We start from the raw sequence: 15,957 nt of genomic DNA on the forward strand, positions 1-15,957 counted from the left end.
TCCAGCGTCGTTGCGCTGTGATCCCGCCGGTCGGGCGGGTGGGATTCCGGGGAGGGGATGCGGTGACGACTCGCCTGCCCTCCGCACCCCCGATCCTGCCGGGGCTGTCGTACATCCGTCCCCTCGGCTCGGGCGGTTTCGCCGACGTCTTCCTCTACGGGCAGGACATGCCGAGGCGGGATGTCGCGGTTAAGGTGCTCCCGAGCGACGTGGGCGACCCGGAGCTGCGGCGCATGTTCAACGCCGAGGCCGACGTCCTCGCCCACCTCTCGGCGCACCCCTCGATCGTGACCGTCTACCAGGCCGGGATCTCCGCCGACGGCCGTCCGTACATCGTGATGGAGTACTGTCCGGGCTCGCTGGCGCAGCGCTACCGGATCGAGCGGATGCCGGTGGACGAGGTCCTCACGATTGGTGTGAAGATGGCGAGCGCCCTGGAATCCGCCCACCGGGCGGGGCTCGTGCACCGCGACGTCAAGCCCAGCAACATCCTCGTCACCACCTTCGGTGCCCCCGTGCTCGCCGACTTCGGTATCTCCTCCTCGCTCGCGCGGGTGAGCGCCGGCGAGGTGCTGGCCATGTCGATCCCGTGGAGCGCCCCCGAGGTCGTCGCCGAGGAGACCGCGGGCACGATCGCCAGCGAGGTGTGGAGCCTCGGCGCGACGGTCTACTCGCTCCTGGCCGGTCACAGCCCGTTCGAGCGACGCGAGAAGGGCCAGAACACCAAGGAGCTGCTGCGGCGCCGGATCGCGAAGGCCAGCTACACCCCGATCAACCGCAGTGATGTGCCCGACGCCCTCCAGGATGTCCTCGGCCGCGCGATGAGCCGCGATCCGCGCGAGCGGTACGCCACGGCACGGGAGCTCGCCGACGCGCTCCGCGAGGTGCAGTCGGGGCTCGGCCTCTCGCCGACGCCGCTGGAGGTGCCCGTGGCCGACTGGGCCGCGAGCGGCGGAATCGATCTCTCCGACGACGCCCTCCGCGGCCCCGCCCGCAGCCGGCTCGAGCGCGAGGTGACCCGCAAGCGCGTCGCGACGACGGGCGTCGCCTCGCTGCTGCGCGATGAGGACACCTCCCTGTCCTCGCCCGCGCCGGCGCCCGCGCCGCACCGCGCGCTTCCCTGGATCCTCGGGGGCGCGGGCGCCGCGGCGCTCGTCGCCGTCGTGCTGGCGGCCCTCCGTGCGGCGGGGGTGCTCTGATGGCCGCGCGACGGGCACGGCCGGCGCACGCCCCGCGGTCGGGGGCGGGGCGGATCCCCCGCCGCGGGCCCCTCCTCGCCCTCGTCGCCGGCGGGGTGGCCGTCGCGACCGTCGTGGTGGCGAGCATCGTCTGGCCCGGGCTCGACGCGCAGGAGACGCCGCCCGTGGACACGACGGTCTGGGCGCTGCAGACCGGCGAGGGCACCCGCTACGCGCGGGTGAACACCTCGATCCTCGAGCTCGACACCGTCCGCACCGTCTCCGATCCCAGCCAGGTGGCGCAGTCCTCGGCGGGCACGTTCCTCTTCACCGGCAGCAACAGCCGGGTGACCCGCGTCGACGAGGCCCTTCCCGTCGACCTCGACGATGAGGCGCTGCGCGAGTCGCCGGCCACCCCCGACGGAACCGTCGAGGTCGTCACGGCCGGCGAGTTCGTCGTCTACCGCACCGAGTCGGGCGTGCTCTACACCGGCACCCTCTCCGAGGGGCGTACCCCGACGCGACTGGAGCCGTTCCCCTCCGACGACGAGGACGCGCCCTCCTACGCCGCCGACGCCGTCGCCCTCGACGACCGCGGCATCCTCCTCAGCTTCTCCGAGGGCGACGGGTCGGTCCTCACCTACGACATCCCGGCCTCGTCCGTGCGCTCCCGCGACGTCGTGTCGATCGACGATCCCGCCGATCCCGCGATCACCGGCGCGGGCGACGCCTGGGTGCTGGTCGATCGCGAGGACGGGTCGTACCTGGTGGAGGGGACGGATGCCGCGCGGCCGGCGCCGGTCACCGGAGCCGTGGTCGCGAGTTCCCCCGACCCCGACGGCGACGCGGTCTACCTCGCCTCCGACACCGGTCTCGCCCGGATCCCGGTCGACGGCGGTGAGCCCGAGCCCGTGGTCGGCGACACCACGCTCCTCGGCACGCCGGCCCAGCCGCTCGTGCAGGACGGCGTGGTCCACGCCGCGTGGCTGGCCGAGGGCGACCTCGGCGGGCAGCTGTGGACCTCCGAGCGCGGCACCCTCAGTCCTCTCGACTACGCCGGCCAGGAGCTCTCCGACCAGCGGCGTCCCGTCTTCACCTCCAACGGCGACACCGTGATCCTGAACGAGACGCGCACCGGCTGGGTGTGGACCGTCCCCGACGGGCGCCTGGTGCCCTCGAGCCAGCGGTGGAGCCTCGACGACGAGGTCGTCTCGGATGCGCAGCCGAGCGAGGAGCAGCTGAGCGTCGTCATCGACCCGAAGGCCCCGATCGCCGAACCCGACGCCTTCGGGGTGCGACCGGGGGCACTGGTGAGCCTCCCGGTACTGCTGAACGACCACGATCCGAACGAGGATGTCCTCAGCGTCGACCCCGCCTCGGTGACGGGGCTCGACCCGGGCTTCGGCACGGTGTCGATCACCGACGACGGGCAGCGCCTGGCCGTCCGCGTCGCTCCGGGGGCGAGCGGTGCGGCGAGCTTCTCCTACGCCGTCACCGACGGCACCGCTCCCGGCGGGCTCGCGTCGCCGTCGACGACGGTCACCCTCCTCGTCGCCGGCGACGAGCAGAACGGCGCCCCGGTATGGTGCGGCGTCGAGCGGTGCCTCGCCGAGTGGCCGAGCCCCGAGGTCGCCCGCGGCGGCACGGTGACCGTACCGGTGATGACCGGCTGGGTCGACCCCGATGGCGACCCGATGCTGCTGCTGTCGGCCGAGAACGCCTCCGGGGTCGGCAAGGTGGCCGCGACCCCCGCGGGTGACATCGTCTACCAGCACGCCGATGACGGCAGCGGCGCCGAGCAGCTCATCGAGATCGTGGTGTCGGTCGCCGACACCCGCGGGGCGGTGGCGACGAAGTCGCTGGTCATCCGGGTCTCGCCCCAGCCGACGCTGTCGATGCAGTCGTTCGCCGTGGTCGACACCGTCGGGGCCACCACGACCGTCGACGTCGGACCGCATGTCACCGGCACCGCCGGGACCGTGCGCCTGGACGCGGTCCGCGTGCTCGACGACGCGCGCGCGAGCGCCACGATCGTGGGCGGCTCGACCTCCTTCGACTTCCGCGCCGAAGAACCGGGCACCTACCGCGTGGACGTGACAGTCACCGACGGCACGACCCAGGAGAACGGCACCGTGCGTGTCACGGCGCTCGCCGCCGACGCGCCGACCGAGCTCGCCACCGCGCCGGTGGTCGCCTTCGTCCGCCCGCAGCAGGACGCCACCCTCGACATCCTCGCCGCGGTGTCGAACCCCACCCGGCGCGTGCTGCTGCTCAGCGACGTGCAGGCCCAGCCCGACGCGGGGGCGTCGCTGTCGTTCGACACGCTGTCGCAGAACTATCTCCGGGTCTCGGGGTCGACCGCCGACGGTGCGCCGGGGCGGCTCGGCACGATCACCTACACCGTCACCGACGGCACCGAGAACCAGGGGTCGTCGGTGGAGGGTCAGGCCACGGTCTACCTCCTGCCCCCCGCCCCCGAACTCGCCCCCATCGCGGTCGACGACACCGTCGTGGTGCGCGCCGGCACGCAGATCGACATCCCCGTCCTGGAGAACGACGTCGCCCCCGCCGGCGGGCGCCCGACCCTCAATCCGGCGACGGTGACCTCGACCTCGCCCGCCGCCCTGGCCTTCGGCGCGGGCGAGGTGCTGCGCTACCTCGCCCCCGACGAGCCCGGCGAGTACGCCGTGGACTACGACGTCTACACCACCGGCGCCCCGTCGCTGTCGGATCAGGCGCGGGTGACGGTGCAGGTCCTGCCCGACGACGAGAATCGCGCGCCGGCCCCCGACACCGTCGAAGGGCGCGTGCTGAGCGGTCAGTCGACGCGGATCGAGTTCGACGGCTACGGCGTCGACCCCGACGGCGACACGGTGTCGCTGGACCGCATCATCGCCCAGCCCGAGTCGGGGGTCGCCACCATCTCAGCCGAGGGCGACGCCATCGTCTACACCAGCGTCTCGGGGTTCAGCGGCCAGGTCACCTTCCCCTACCGCGTGGTCGACGAGTTCGGTCAGACCGGGGAGGGCATCGCCCGCGTGGGTGTGCTCGACAGCGATGCGAACCCGAGCCCGGTGACCTTCACCGACTACGTGCAGGTGCAGGCGGGGGCGGACAGCACCATCCGCGTCAATCCCCTCTCCAACGATAGCGACCCGACGATGGGCGAGCTGACCGTGGAGGAGGTGCGTCCCGACGTGCCCGAGACGCTCGAGGACGGTTCGGAGAACCCCGAGTTCGCCCGCCTCGACGAGCGGATCCGCTCCGTCGGCGAGCGGCAGGTGGTCATCGCCGCGGGCACCGAGCCGGGCACGATGTCGTTCCTCTACGACGTCTCGTCGACTTCGGGGAACACCGGGCGAGGACTCATCGTCGTCACGGTGGTGCGCGAGAGCGTGCCGGACTACCCCGTCGTGGAGGACACCGTCCTCACCGCCGAGACCCGGGAGGACTTCGTCGACGGGGTCGACGTGCTCTCGGGCAACGTGTCGTGGTCCGGCGGCGACATCAACGATCTCGAGCTCGCCCTCTGGGGCGAACCCGGCGACGTCGCCGTGCGCGGATCGGAGATCTCCGGTCCGCTCCCCGACACCACGCGCGTCATCCCCTTCTCCGTCACCGGCGAGGGCGCCTCCGGCGAGGTGACCAGCTACGGCTTCCTCCGCGTGCCCGGCGACGCCGACCTGTCGCTGGCCCTGCGCTCCTCGGCGCGTCCCGTCGAGGTGCCCGAGCTCGAATCCGTCACCTTCGACATGGACGACCTCGTCGCGATCCCCCGCAATGCCGACCTCGAGGTCGGCGACGACGTGCGGGCCTCCGGCGCACGGGGCGAGGCGGTCTGCACGGCCGTGGGTGACGGGCAGATCCGGTACGACGCGGGCGCCGGTGCCCCCTGGACCGACGCCTGCCAGGTGCCGGTGCGAGTGGCCGGCACCGAGGACTTCACCTACCTCGCCGTCCCGATCCTCGTCGAGGCGACCGACCCGCAGCCGGAGCTGCGCCCGGGTGCGCTCACCGTCGGGCCGGGCGAGACCGCGACATTCGACCTCCGCAACATGACCACGTGGCAGCTGCGGGAGGACTGGGACGGCATCGCCTACGCCCTGTCCTATCCCGGCGGGGCCTTCGAGGTGTCGCTCGAGGGTTCGATCGTCACAGTGACCGGTGCGGACACCGCCGTCCCGGGGCGCGAGGAGGTCGTCACCGTCTCGGCGCCGAGCCATCCGAACACCCCGCCCTCGCGGCTCATCCTCCGCGTCGGGCAGGCGCCGTCGACCCTTCCGCAGGGCGGATCGGTCACCCAGCAGTGCTCCCAGGCGGGCGGCTCGTCGTGCACGATCACCGTGATCGGGGCCGCCGGCGAGATCAACCCGCTGCCGAGAACCCCCCTCGAGGTGGTCGACGTGCGCCCCACGGGCGCGTGCGCGGGCGTGAGCTTCCAGGTGTCCTCTCCGCGGACGGTCACGGCGTCCTGGGCGCCGGATGCTCCGGGGGCGACGTGCTCCGCGACGTTCTCCGTCGTCGACGCGCAGGGCCGGCGCACCGCGGGCGAGCGGGACGGCCGTGTGCTGCTCGACCTCCAGGGCTTCCCGCGGCCGCCCGCCGCGCTCGTGCAGACTGCGTTCGGCAACGAGTCGGTCACCCTCCGGGTCGACCCGGGCGACGCGCGCCTGGCCTATCCCGGGCTGAGCGGCTTCCGCATACGATACGCCGGTCAGGTGGTCGCCGAGTGCGGCCCGGGCGGCACCTGCCCGCCCATCTCGGCGCCCAACGGCGAGCGGCGGACCTACGAGGCCGTCGCCGTCAACGCCGTCGGCGAGTCGCGGGGCGCGGTGCGCACCGAGGCGTGGGCGTACGACGCCCCGCCGGCGCCGAGCAGCGTGCAGTGGATCCCTCTCGAGACGCGCGGCGAGGGCGGATACATCGCCCTCCGGATCGAGGGGGTCGACCCCTCGCGCACCGGGTCGCTCGAGATCACCAGCCCCACCGGCGAACGCTCGGTGGTGAATGTCGGCAGCCGCGACACCACGGTCGACGTCCGCTCCTACCGGGTCGGGTCCAACGCCCCGACGCCCGTCACGGTCACCCCCTATTCGCGCTTCGACCGGCCGCCCGGGCTCGGCGGTGGCGGGGTGAACGCCGGCGCCTCGGTCACCGTCAACGCCAACGGCGTGGGCGCGCCCCTCAGCCCCGCGCTCGACCTCGAGTCCGTCTCCGACGGCGACGGCACCTCGACGATCACGGCGCGTGCGAGCGCGGGGCCGAACGGCGCAGGCTCCACCCTGCGGTTCGGGATCGTCCAGGAGGGCGACCGCTGCGTGACGAGCGACAACGGGGCCACCGCGACCTTCCCCGGCTTCGAGGACGGCGAGGAGTACGAGTTCGAGATGTGCGTCGACTCGGTCTTCCAGGGCGAGGTGTACGGCACCGCGACCGCGACCGCGACGGTCCGCGCCGCGCAGTCCGCCGCCGCCCCGACCGGGTACACCTTCGTCGTCGACGGGCGGCCCAACGTCGGGCAGAACCGCGCGGACTGGATCATCCGGGACCAGCCGACCTCGAACGCGGAGGTCCCCAACCGCAATCAGGTGCGCTTTTCGGGCCTTCCCTCGACGGTCTTCGGGCAGGACCCGCGCGTGCGCGTCTGGTACGAGCACCAGTTCTGGGGTACGCGCTCGGCCGAGGCGACCGTCACCCCGCGGGAGGGGAGTGCCCCGTGGCAGATGACCGCGTCATGGCGGGCGACCTCCTGCGTCGGCGGCAGCACCCTGACCCTCGTCGGCGACTCGTCCACCGGCCCGGGGGGCAACGGGGCGGCCATTTCGTTCAGCCCGGCGAACCTGCGGTACTTCGACGCCGACAACAACGTCCTGCCCCACACGGCCGACTCCTTCGCCGTGCCGCAGGGCGCCGACCGGGTCGAGGGCATCACCGTGACCGTCGATTGGTCGGCCCGTGGCTGGGGCCTGCAGAACGTCACCGAACGGTTCAGCGCCGACTGCCAGCCCGGCGCCGGCGGCGCCCCGCCCACCAATCCCTGATCCCACGCTCCACCGACCACCGAGGAACGACACGATGACCATCACGCAGGAGCAGGCGACCTGGTTCGCGCAGACCTTCAGCCAGCTCGCCGACAACGTCGAGCGGGCGGTGCTGGGCAAGCGCCACGTGGTCGAGCTGGTGCTGACGGCGATGCTCAGCGACGGTCACGTTCTCCTCGAAGACGTCCCCGGCACGGGGAAGACCTCGCTCGCCCGCGCGATGGCGCAGTCGGTGCAGGGCACCAACACCCGCATCCAGTTCACCCCCGACCTGCTGCCGGGAGACATCACCGGCATCTCGGTCTACGACCAGAAGAGCGGCACCTTCGAGTTCCACGCCGGGCCGATCTTCGCCAATATCGTCCTGGCCGACGAGATCAACCGCGCGAGCCCCAAGACCCAGGCCGCGCTCCTGGAGGTCATGGAGGAGGGCCGGGTCACCGTCGACGGCGTGAGCCGCCAGGTGGGCGTTCCCTTCCTCGTGCTGGCCACGCAGAACCCGGTCGAGCAGGCCGGCACCTACCGGCTTCCCGAGGCGCAGCTCGACCGCTTCCTCATGCGGACCTCACTCGGCTACCCCGACCATGCCGCGACCGTGCGGATCCTCGACGGCGCCGCCGTCGCCACCTCCGACCTGCCTCCGGTCATCACCCCGCAGGCTCTCGTGGGCATGGCCGACCTCGCCGCGAACGTGTACGTCGACGCGCTGGTCCTGGACTACATCGCGCGCCTGGTCGACGGCACCCGCTCCGCCGACGAGGTGCGGCTCGGCGTCAGCATCCGCGGCGCCCTCGCGCTCACTCGCGCCACCCGCACCCGCGCCGCCTCCCAGGGCCGCACCTACGCGACCCCCGATGACGTCAAGGCGCTCGCCGTGGCGGTGCTCTCGCACCGCCTCATGCTCCAGCCCGAGGCCGAGTTCGACGGGGTGACCCCCGAAGCCGTCGTCGGTCAGGTGCTGCTGGACGTCGCGCCCCCGACCCGTCGCGAAGCGACCGTCTGAGGTTCCTCCCCGATCCCATGAGCGCCACCGAGTCCCGCGTGACCCGCACCTCCCGCACCGGGGGGCGGACCGGCGCGGGCGGGCACACCCTGCACAGCACCGTGCAGGGGACGGGGCTGCAGAGCACGACGCAGCTGGCACCGGGAGGGCGCTCGGGCCGGCTCGTCCGCGCCGCGGTCGCCGTGACCTCGGCCGCCCGGGCCCTCGGCGACGCCTCGCGGGTCGCCGGCTCGTGGGCGGCGCGCACCATCCGCCCCGCCGGCGCGCTCGTCGCGCTCGCCGCGACGGCGGGCCTCGTGATCGGCATCGTCTTCGGCTGGACGGAGTGGGTGGTCGCCGGCGGCATCTCGCTGGTGCTGCTCCTCCTCAGCATCCCGTTCCTCTTCGGCGCCCGGGCGTACGACGTCGACCTCGCCCTCACCCATGAGCGGGTGGTGGCGGGCCAGGGCATCTCGGGCGAGATCACCGTCCGCAACGACAGCCGGCGGATCGCCCTCCCCGGACGCCTCGACATCCCGGTCGGCCGCGGGCTCGTCGAGTTCGGCGTGCCGCTCCTGCGCCCGGGCCACACCGTCTCCCAGCCGCTGGAGATCCCCTCGCTCCGCCGCGGGATCGTCCCGGTCGGACCGGCGACCACGGTGCGGTCCGACCCCCTCGGACTCCTCCGTCGCGAGCACAGCTTCGACGACGTGCACGAGGTGTTCGTCCACCCCCGCACGGTCGCCCTGCCCTCCACGAGCGCGGGGCTGGTGCGCGACCTCGAGGGAAGCCCCACCCGCCGTCTCGTCGACGCGGACATGTCGTTCCACGCGATCCGCGAGTACGCCGCAGGAGATTCGCGCCGGCACATCCACTGGAAATCCACCGCCAAGACCGGTCGACTCATGGTGCGCCAGTACGAGGAGACGCGCCGCTCGCGGATGGCGGTGGTGCTCGGCGTCGCCGAGAACGAGTACCTCGACGACGACGAGTTCGAGCTCGCCGTCAGCACCGCCGCCTCTCTCGGCCTCCGCGCCGTCCGCGACGCCCGCGACCTCGACATCGTGGTCGGATCGGAGATCCCGCGCGTCGTGCGGGGGCGGCTCCGCGCCATCCGTCACCTGCCGACCATCTCGCCGCGCGCGATGCTCGACGGCTTCAGCGGGGTCGAGCGCCTCGAGAGCACGATGCCGATCGCCGATGTCTGCCGCCTCACCGCCGAAGCCAACGAGCGGCTGTCGGTGGCGTTCCTCGTGGTGGGGTCGACCGTGACCCTGCCCCGCCTGCAGCAGGCCGCACTGACCTTCCCGGCCGACACCGCCGTGGCCGCGGTCATCTGCGACGAGCGGGCCCACCCGCGGATGCGGGTGCTCACGGGCCTCAGCGTCCTGACCGTCGGCACCCTCGACGACCTCTCCGGCCTCCTCGTGCGGGGGGCGGCCTCGTGAGCGCCGTCGCCCAGGCACCCGAACGGGCCGTGGCGGAACGCGCCGACCGGCCGAGCGCGCTGCCGCGCCTCCTGGCGGGGGGTGTGTTCACCCTCCTCATGGTGCTGATCGCCGCCGTGGCCGCGTGGCCGGTCTACCGATCGGCGTCGTTCGTGATCCTCGTCGCGGTGGCGGCCACGCTCGCCGCGTCGATCGTCGTCGTCGCGCACCTCCGGCGATGGAGCGGATGGCTCGTGGCCGCCCTCCTCGCGGGCGTCTTCGTCGTCGCCGGGGTCCCCCTCGCGGTGCCGTCGCGCCTGACCGGTCCGGGGGAGTTCCTGCGCGGTCTCGCCGAGCTCGGCGCGGGCGCGGTCGTCGGCTGGAAAGACCTCGTCACCGTCGAGCTGCCGGTCGGGTCGTACCGCAATCTCCTCGTCCCCGCGCTGGTGGTCTTCCTCGTCGGCACGGCCGCGGCCCTCCGCCTGTCGTGGCGCGAGGACCGCCTGGCCTACGCCGCGGTGCCGGTGGGCCTGGCCATGGCCGGTTTCGGCCTGCTCTTCGGTCAGCCCGTCGTCAGCCCCCCGCTCGCCATCGGTCCGCTCACCCTGGCCGCCCCCGTCGAGACGGCGATCGGGGCTCTGGCCGTCCTCACCGGCATCCTGTGGATGGCCTGGCGCACGCACGACGAACGCACCCGCGCGCTCCAGCGCGCCGCCCTTTCCAGCGGCGTGCGCATCACCCGCCGCCCGTCGCGCAGCGAACGGCGCCGCACCCTCCTCGGCGCCGGCATGGTCGTCCTCGCACTCGTGATCGGAGCGGGCGTCGTGCCGCTTCTCACCCCCGCGGGCTCCCGCGACGTGCTGCGCTCGGCCACCGGTCCCGACCTCGACCTCTCGCGCGAGGTCAGCCCCCTGGCCGAGTACCGCGCCCTGTTCGCCGACGACCGCGCCGATGATGTGATCTTCACCGTCACCGCCGACGGCGAGCGGACGCCCGAGAGGGTGCGGCTTGCCACCCTCGACACCTACGACGGCGAGGTGTTCCGCAGCGGCGCCGACGCGGCATCCCGATTCGTCCGGCTCCCCTCGGCGCTCGATCCGGGAGCAGGCGCCCCGATCACGGCCGAGATCGAGGTCGGCGAGTACGACGGGATCTGGATGCCGGCGCTCGGCCGCGTCGCAACGGTGCGCTTCGAGGGCGACCGGGCGGACGCCCTCACCGATCGGTTCTACTACAACGCCGACCTCGCCGCGGCCGTGCAGACCGCCGACGGCGGACTCGCGACGGGCGACCGGTACACCGTGGAAGGCGTGGAGCCCGCGCTGCCCGCGCTGTCGAGCCTCACCGCGCCGGGAGCCCCGGACGACGGCGCCCCCGCCGCTCCCGAGAACCTGTCGAGGTGGGTCGAGCGTCACGCCGCGGGAGAGGGCGGGGCGGCGCTGGAAGGTCTGGTGTCGCTGCTGCGCGAGCGCGGATACCTCAGTCACGCGCTCGAGATCGGCGAGCCGGCGCCGGTGTGGATGAGCGATCTGCCCGACTACCGCTTCCAGCCGAGCGCTGCGGGCCACTCCCTCGCCCGCATCGACGACATGTTCGACACCCTGCTCGAGCGCGAGAGCGATCCGCGTGCCGCCGAGACGGGCAACTACGTCGCGGCGATCGGCGACGACGAGCAGTTCGCCGTCGCCGTCGCCCTCATCGCGCGCGAGCTCGGCTTCCCCTCGCGGGTCGTCGTCGGCACCCGGCTCGCCTCTCCCGACACGGGGGTGTCGGTGTGCGATGCGGGGGTGTGCCGCGCGCAGGACGTCTCGGCGTGGACCGAGGTGCAGGGCGGCGACGGCCGCTGGGTGCCGATCGACGTCACGCCGCAATACGCCCAGTCGCCGAGCCTCGAGGTCACCGAGCAGCGCGATCCCGAGAACGTCACCGAAGTGCTGCCCGATCCGGTCGAAGAGGTCGTTCCCCCCGACCCCACCCAGGAGGACTCCGCCCGCGATGCCGCTGACGACGAGCAGCAGGGACTCGATCTCGCGTGGCTCTGGCCGATCCTGCGCGTCACCGGGCTGGTGCTGCTCGTCCTGCTGCTGGTCTTCGGGCCCTTCCTGGCGATCATCCTCGCCAAAGCGCTCCGCCGCCGGGACCGGCGTCGCCGGGGCGACGCGGCCACCCGGGTCGCCTCGGGCTGGGACGAGTACGTCGATGCCGCCGTCGACGCCGGCCGCGACGCGCCGGCGTCGCTGACCCGTTCGGAGTTCGCGGCCGCGCTGGATGCCCCGGCGGGACGGGCGCTCGCCGCCACCGCGGACCGCGCCGTCTTCTCCCGATCCGACCTCTCCGAGGCCGAGGCCCGCGCGTTCTGGCGGGGCGTGGACGCCGAACGGCGGCGGCTCCGCCGTGAGCGTGGCTTCTGGCGCGGACTTGCCGCGACCGTATCGTTGAGATCGTTCATCCGACATCTGTCGCCCGGGGGCGACAGCCCGCGCACCGTCGAGAGGGGGAAGCGCCGGGGATTCCTCCCTGCGCGCGCAACGACATGAGCGCAACCGACGCATCGCTGGTCGTGACGGTGGGGGTCTCCAGCGCCCTCGTCGTGATCGTGGTCTACGTGTGGACCGCCCTCGCTCTCGGCGCGGTCTTCCGCAAGTCCGGCGAGCAGAGCTGGAAGGCATGGGTGCCGATCCTGAACCTCGCGGTGCTGCTGCAGCTCGGCGGGTTCTCGGGGTGGCTGGTCCTGCTGCTGCTCCTGCCGGTCCTCGGCGGTCTGCTGGTGTGGGTGGCGATGATCGTCGCCTGCCACCGCATCGGCCGCGAATTCGGCTTCGGGGCCGGGATGACGGTGCTCGCCGCGCTCCTCCTCCCCGTCTGGGCGTCGGTGATCGGCTTCGGGTCGGCCCGGTGGGTGGGAACCGACGACGCGGGTCCCCGCCGAAGCGTCAATCCCGACCTCGGGGGAGCGGTCGACGACTTCGACGACAGGGTCTACGGCGTGCCGACCGCCCGCGGGGCGGTCTACACCCCGCTCCTCCCCGCTCCCGACTACGCCGCATCGCACGGGGGAACCCGGAGCGAGGCGTCGTGGGACGACACGGTCCGAGGCTCTGGTGAGGGGGACCCCGCGGAGACCGATCTCACCGCACCCGAACTGGATGAGGACTCCTCGACCGATGAGGCGCGGCGGTCGTCGTCCGGTGCCCCGGTCGTGGCCGCCGAGTCCAACGACACAGCGCCTATCGCGAGGGGCGGGGCCGGGAGGCTTCGCGGGAGCGACGACACTATCGACGGCGACGGCGCGGCGGACCTGGACGATGCCGACGCCGCCGATGCCGGCGACAACGCGCTGGCCGGTCTCTTCGCCGAAGCCGACGTCCCCCGCTTCACCCCGCCGGTGGGGGATCCCGGGCCCGAGCCTGCCTCCGCGCCCGAGCCTGCCTCCGCGCCCGAGCCTGCCTCCGCGTCGGGGGCTGACGGCGCGGCATCCGATCCTTTCTCGATCCCGTCGTGGCCGGCGGTCCCTCCGACGGCCGAGCCCGAGGCGCCGGTCCGGTCGGGTCCGGTGTGGCCGTCGGTGGAGCCCTTCCGCCCGGTGCGGTCGTGGGATCCCGACCCGGTGACGGACGTCCCCGCCGCCGCGACTCCCGCCGCACCGCGCGGCGAGGGCGCCTCGGGGCCCGAGGTCGTCGCCGAGGCGGTCATCCGCGCGTCCGCCGAGGAACCCGGCGGCGATGCGGGGGATGCCGGCCCCGCGTCGTCCCGCGCCGAGATCCGCCGCTCCGAGTCGGTGTGGAACGGCTTCGTCCTCGATCAGGACGTCACCGGCGAAGTCACCGGCGCCGTCACCGGGGCTCCCGCGCCGATCGCCGCCGTGCCGGGGGCCGTGGGAACCCAAGGCTCCGACGACGCCGTCGACCGAACGGGCGACGAGACCGATGGTGGCGGCGTCCCCGGCATCCGACGCCGCAGCGCCGACGCCGACGCCGACGAGGTCGACGCCGGTGGGGACGCCGCCCCCGCGTCATCCGCCCCGCTCTTCCAGGCCCCGCTCACCCGGGTGCCGCCCGCCGACCCCGCGCCGTCCGCGCCTGTCGCGCCCGCCCCGACGCCCGCCGACGATGAGCCGTGGCGCCCTGCGCACTCGCCCATGCCCGAGTCGGAGCCGTTCCCCGAGACCTCGGGGCCGGTGTCGGCCATCGCGGGCGCGCCGGTGGCCGGTGCCCCCCGTGCCGCGGGCGGCGCGGTGTCGGCGCAGTACGCACGCCCCGGGGTGCCCGACCTCGACGACGGTCTCGACCAGACGATCGTCGCGCGTCGCCGCCGCACCAACTGGGCCGTCGTGACGCCGGCGGGGGAGTCGATCGCGATCTCCTCCGACGTCGCGATCCTCGGCCGCCGGCCCGCACCCGACGCCGAGTACCCGCGCGCCCAGCTGATCCGCATCGACGACTCGACGGTCTCGAGCACGCACGCGCGGCTCGAGCTGCGCAAGGACACCTGGTACATCACCGACCTGGGCTCCACCAACGGCGTCGTGTTCGCCACCCTGATGGGCACCGAGGTGGAGGCGCCCTCGGGCGTCGAGGTCGAGGCGGGCGACCGGTTCTTCCTCGGCGACGCCGAGATCCGTCTGGTGCGCAGCAACAGCTGACATGACCGATCACCCCGACGAACGGACTGCGCCGTCGCAGCGCCACCCTCCCGAGGCGCAGGAGCCGGTCGAGAGGACCGTGCTGTCGCGGCGTCAGGCTCCGGCCGAGACCACCGAGCCCTCGGCCAGGCGCGCCCCCGCCGAGGAGACGGCGATCTCGGGGCGTGCGCGCAGTCGAGGCGACGGTGTCGACGAGTGGACGGTGCGCACGGCGGATGCGCGGTCGACAGGTGTCATCCGTCCGGCTCCTGACGCCGAGGGGAGCGAGGCCGACGCGTCCTCGCGCACGGCGCGCCGCCCGGGCGCCGACGCCCCCGCGTACGCACCCCGCGCCGACACCGCCGCCCGGGTGCCGCGGACGGCCCCGGCTCCGCAGCCGGCGCAACCCGTCGTCGACGCCGCCCGCGCGGCGGCCGAACGGCGACGGCGGACGCGCTGGCGGGCCGCGGTGGTGGTGATCGTGGCGGCGATCGTCATGGCGGCGGCGGTCGCGGGAGTCGTCGCGCTCCTCGCGCTTCCCGCCTGAATTGCCCGGTCCCCGAAAGGGGCGTATCATTGAGCGGGTGTGCGCTCACGCGCGCCGTCCGCTGTGCCTCACGACAATCGAGTCCGGCGAGCGGCCGTCCCGGCGCCGCACAGGGATTGGTTCTGCGAACAGGCCACCCCCACGGCATATCCACCCTCGAAATCGCGTCAGGTCATTCTGCTGCGCCGGTGGATCTGTGGTGAAACCACGACGCTGTCACCGTGCAGCACTGACAAGGAGAGAACGTGCCAACCATTCAGCAGTTGGTTCGCAAGGGTCGCTCGCCCAAGGTCTCGAAGACCAAGGCGCCCGCCCTGAAGGCGAACCCGCAGCAGGCGGGCGTGTGCACCCGCGTGTACACCACCACCCCTAAGAAGCCGAACTCGGCGATGCGCAAGGTCGCCCGTGTGAAGCTGCGCAACGGCACCGAGGTCACCGCCTACATCCCCGGTGAGGGCCACAACCTGCAGGAGCACTCGCTGGTGCTCGTGCGCGGCGGTCGTGTGAAGGACCTCCCCGGTGTCCGCTACAAGATCGTCCGCGGCGCCCTGGACACCCAGGCCGTGAAGAACCGCAAGCAGGCCCGTAGCCGCTACGGCGCGAAGAAGGGTTGAGTTAGATGCCTCGTAAGGGACCCGCTCCTCGCCGCGTCGTCGTCAACGACCCGGTCTACGGCGCGCCGATCGTCACCCAGCTCGTCAACAAGATCCTCGTCGACGGCAAGAAGTCCATCGCCGAGTCGATCGTCTACAACGCCCTGCGCGGCGTGGAGGCCAAGAACGGCCAGGACGCCGTCGCGACCCTGAAGAAGGCGCTCGACAACGTCCGCCCCACCCTCGAGGTCAAGAGCCGCCGCGTCGGTGGTTCGACCTACCAGGTGCCGGTCGAGGTGAAGCCGCACCGCGCCAACACGCTCGCCCTCCGCTGGCTCGTCAGCTACGCCAAGGGCCGTCGTGAGAAGACCATGACCGAGCGCCTCCAGAACGAGATCCTGGATGCCTCGAACGGCCTGGGTGCCGCGGTCAAGCGCCGTGAGGACACCCACAAGATGGCCGAGTCGAACCGCGCCTTCGCGCACTACCGCTGGTAATCAGCCTTCGCGTCGCCGCGTTTGTCTCGCGGCTTCGCCGCTCGCTCGACGATCGGCCGGATGACCGGTCG

General features: G+C 73.2%; 9 protein-coding genes. All 9 read left to right on the forward strand.

Annotated features, from left to right (window positions below; translation table 11 throughout):
• Positions 1-62 precede the first annotated feature (62 nt).
• Positions 63-1,199, forward strand: coding sequence for a serine/threonine-protein kinase (locus MA875_RS01490; protein ID WP_248239825.1), 1,137 nt, complete (start codon positions 63-65; stop codon positions 1,197-1,199).
• The gene (locus tag MA875_RS01495) at positions 1,199-7,219 is read left to right on the forward strand and encodes an Ig-like domain-containing protein (protein WP_248239826.1); all 6,021 of its coding nucleotides are present in this window, start codon (positions 1,199-1,201) and stop codon (positions 7,217-7,219) included. Before MA875_RS01490 ends, MA875_RS01495 begins: the two co-directional genes overlap by 1 nt.
• A gap of 34 nt (positions 7,220-7,253) precedes the next feature.
• Positions 7,254-8,222 carry an AAA family ATPase gene (locus MA875_RS01500; protein ID WP_248239827.1) on the forward strand — a complete coding sequence of 323 codons (969 nt, stop codon included), beginning with the start codon at positions 7,254-7,256 and terminating at the stop codon, positions 8,220-8,222.
• Positions 8,223-8,260: 38 nt separating this feature from the next.
• Positions 8,261-9,649, forward strand: coding sequence for a DUF58 domain-containing protein (locus tag MA875_RS01505; RefSeq protein ID WP_308221489.1), 1,389 nt, complete (start codon positions 8,261-8,263; stop codon positions 9,647-9,649).
• On the forward strand, positions 9,646-12,165 hold the full coding sequence (locus tag MA875_RS01510; protein WP_248239829.1) for a transglutaminaseTgpA domain-containing protein: 2,520 nt from the start codon (positions 9,646-9,648) through the stop codon (positions 12,163-12,165). The genes MA875_RS01505 and MA875_RS01510 overlap by 4 nt, the downstream gene beginning before the upstream one ends.
• Complete coding sequence (locus tag MA875_RS01515) at positions 12,162-14,270, forward strand: DUF5684 domain-containing protein (RefSeq protein WP_248239830.1); 2,109 nt, start codon at positions 12,162-12,164, stop codon at positions 14,268-14,270. Before MA875_RS01510 ends, MA875_RS01515 begins: the two co-directional genes overlap by 4 nt.
• A gap of 1 nt (position 14,271) precedes the next feature.
• Positions 14,272-14,796, forward strand: coding sequence for a hypothetical protein (locus MA875_RS01520; protein ID WP_248239832.1), 525 nt, complete (start codon positions 14,272-14,274; stop codon positions 14,794-14,796).
• Between the two features lie 245 nt (positions 14,797-15,041).
• Positions 15,042-15,410 carry a 30S ribosomal protein S12 gene (rpsL, locus tag MA875_RS01525; protein WP_018171438.1) on the forward strand — a complete coding sequence of 123 codons (369 nt, stop codon included), beginning with the start codon at positions 15,042-15,044 and terminating at the stop codon, positions 15,408-15,410.
• 5 nt (positions 15,411-15,415) lie between these two features.
• Positions 15,416-15,886 (forward strand): 30S ribosomal protein S7, encoded by a 471-nt coding sequence (gene rpsG / locus MA875_RS01530; RefSeq protein ID WP_124291717.1) that lies wholly within the window; start codon positions 15,416-15,418, stop codon positions 15,884-15,886.
• Positions 15,887-15,957: the final 71 nt, after the last annotated feature.

Origin of the sequence: Microbacterium kunmingense, from assembly GCF_023155745.1 — a bacterium.
Taxonomy (GTDB): Bacteria; Actinomycetota; Actinomycetes; order Actinomycetales; family Microbacteriaceae; genus Microbacterium; species Microbacterium kunmingense.

Bases quoted from the DNA above. Each gene is read 5' to 3' on its own strand.
- rpsG (WP_124291717.1), top strand. From the start codon at position 15,416: ATGCCTCGTAAGGGACCCGCTCCTCGCCGCGTCGTCGTCAACGACCCG.
- MA875_RS01500 (WP_248239827.1), top strand. From the start codon at position 7,254: ATGACCATCACGCAGGAGCAGGCGACCTGGTTCGCGCAGACCTTCAGC.
- MA875_RS01495 (WP_248239826.1), top strand. From the start codon at position 1,199: ATGGCCGCGCGACGGGCACGGCCGGCGCACGCCCCGCGGTCGGGGGCG.
- MA875_RS01520 (WP_248239832.1), top strand. From the start codon at position 14,272: ATGACCGATCACCCCGACGAACGGACTGCGCCGTCGCAGCGCCACCCT.
- MA875_RS01515 (WP_248239830.1), top strand. From the start codon at position 12,162: ATGAGCGCAACCGACGCATCGCTGGTCGTGACGGTGGGGGTCTCCAGC.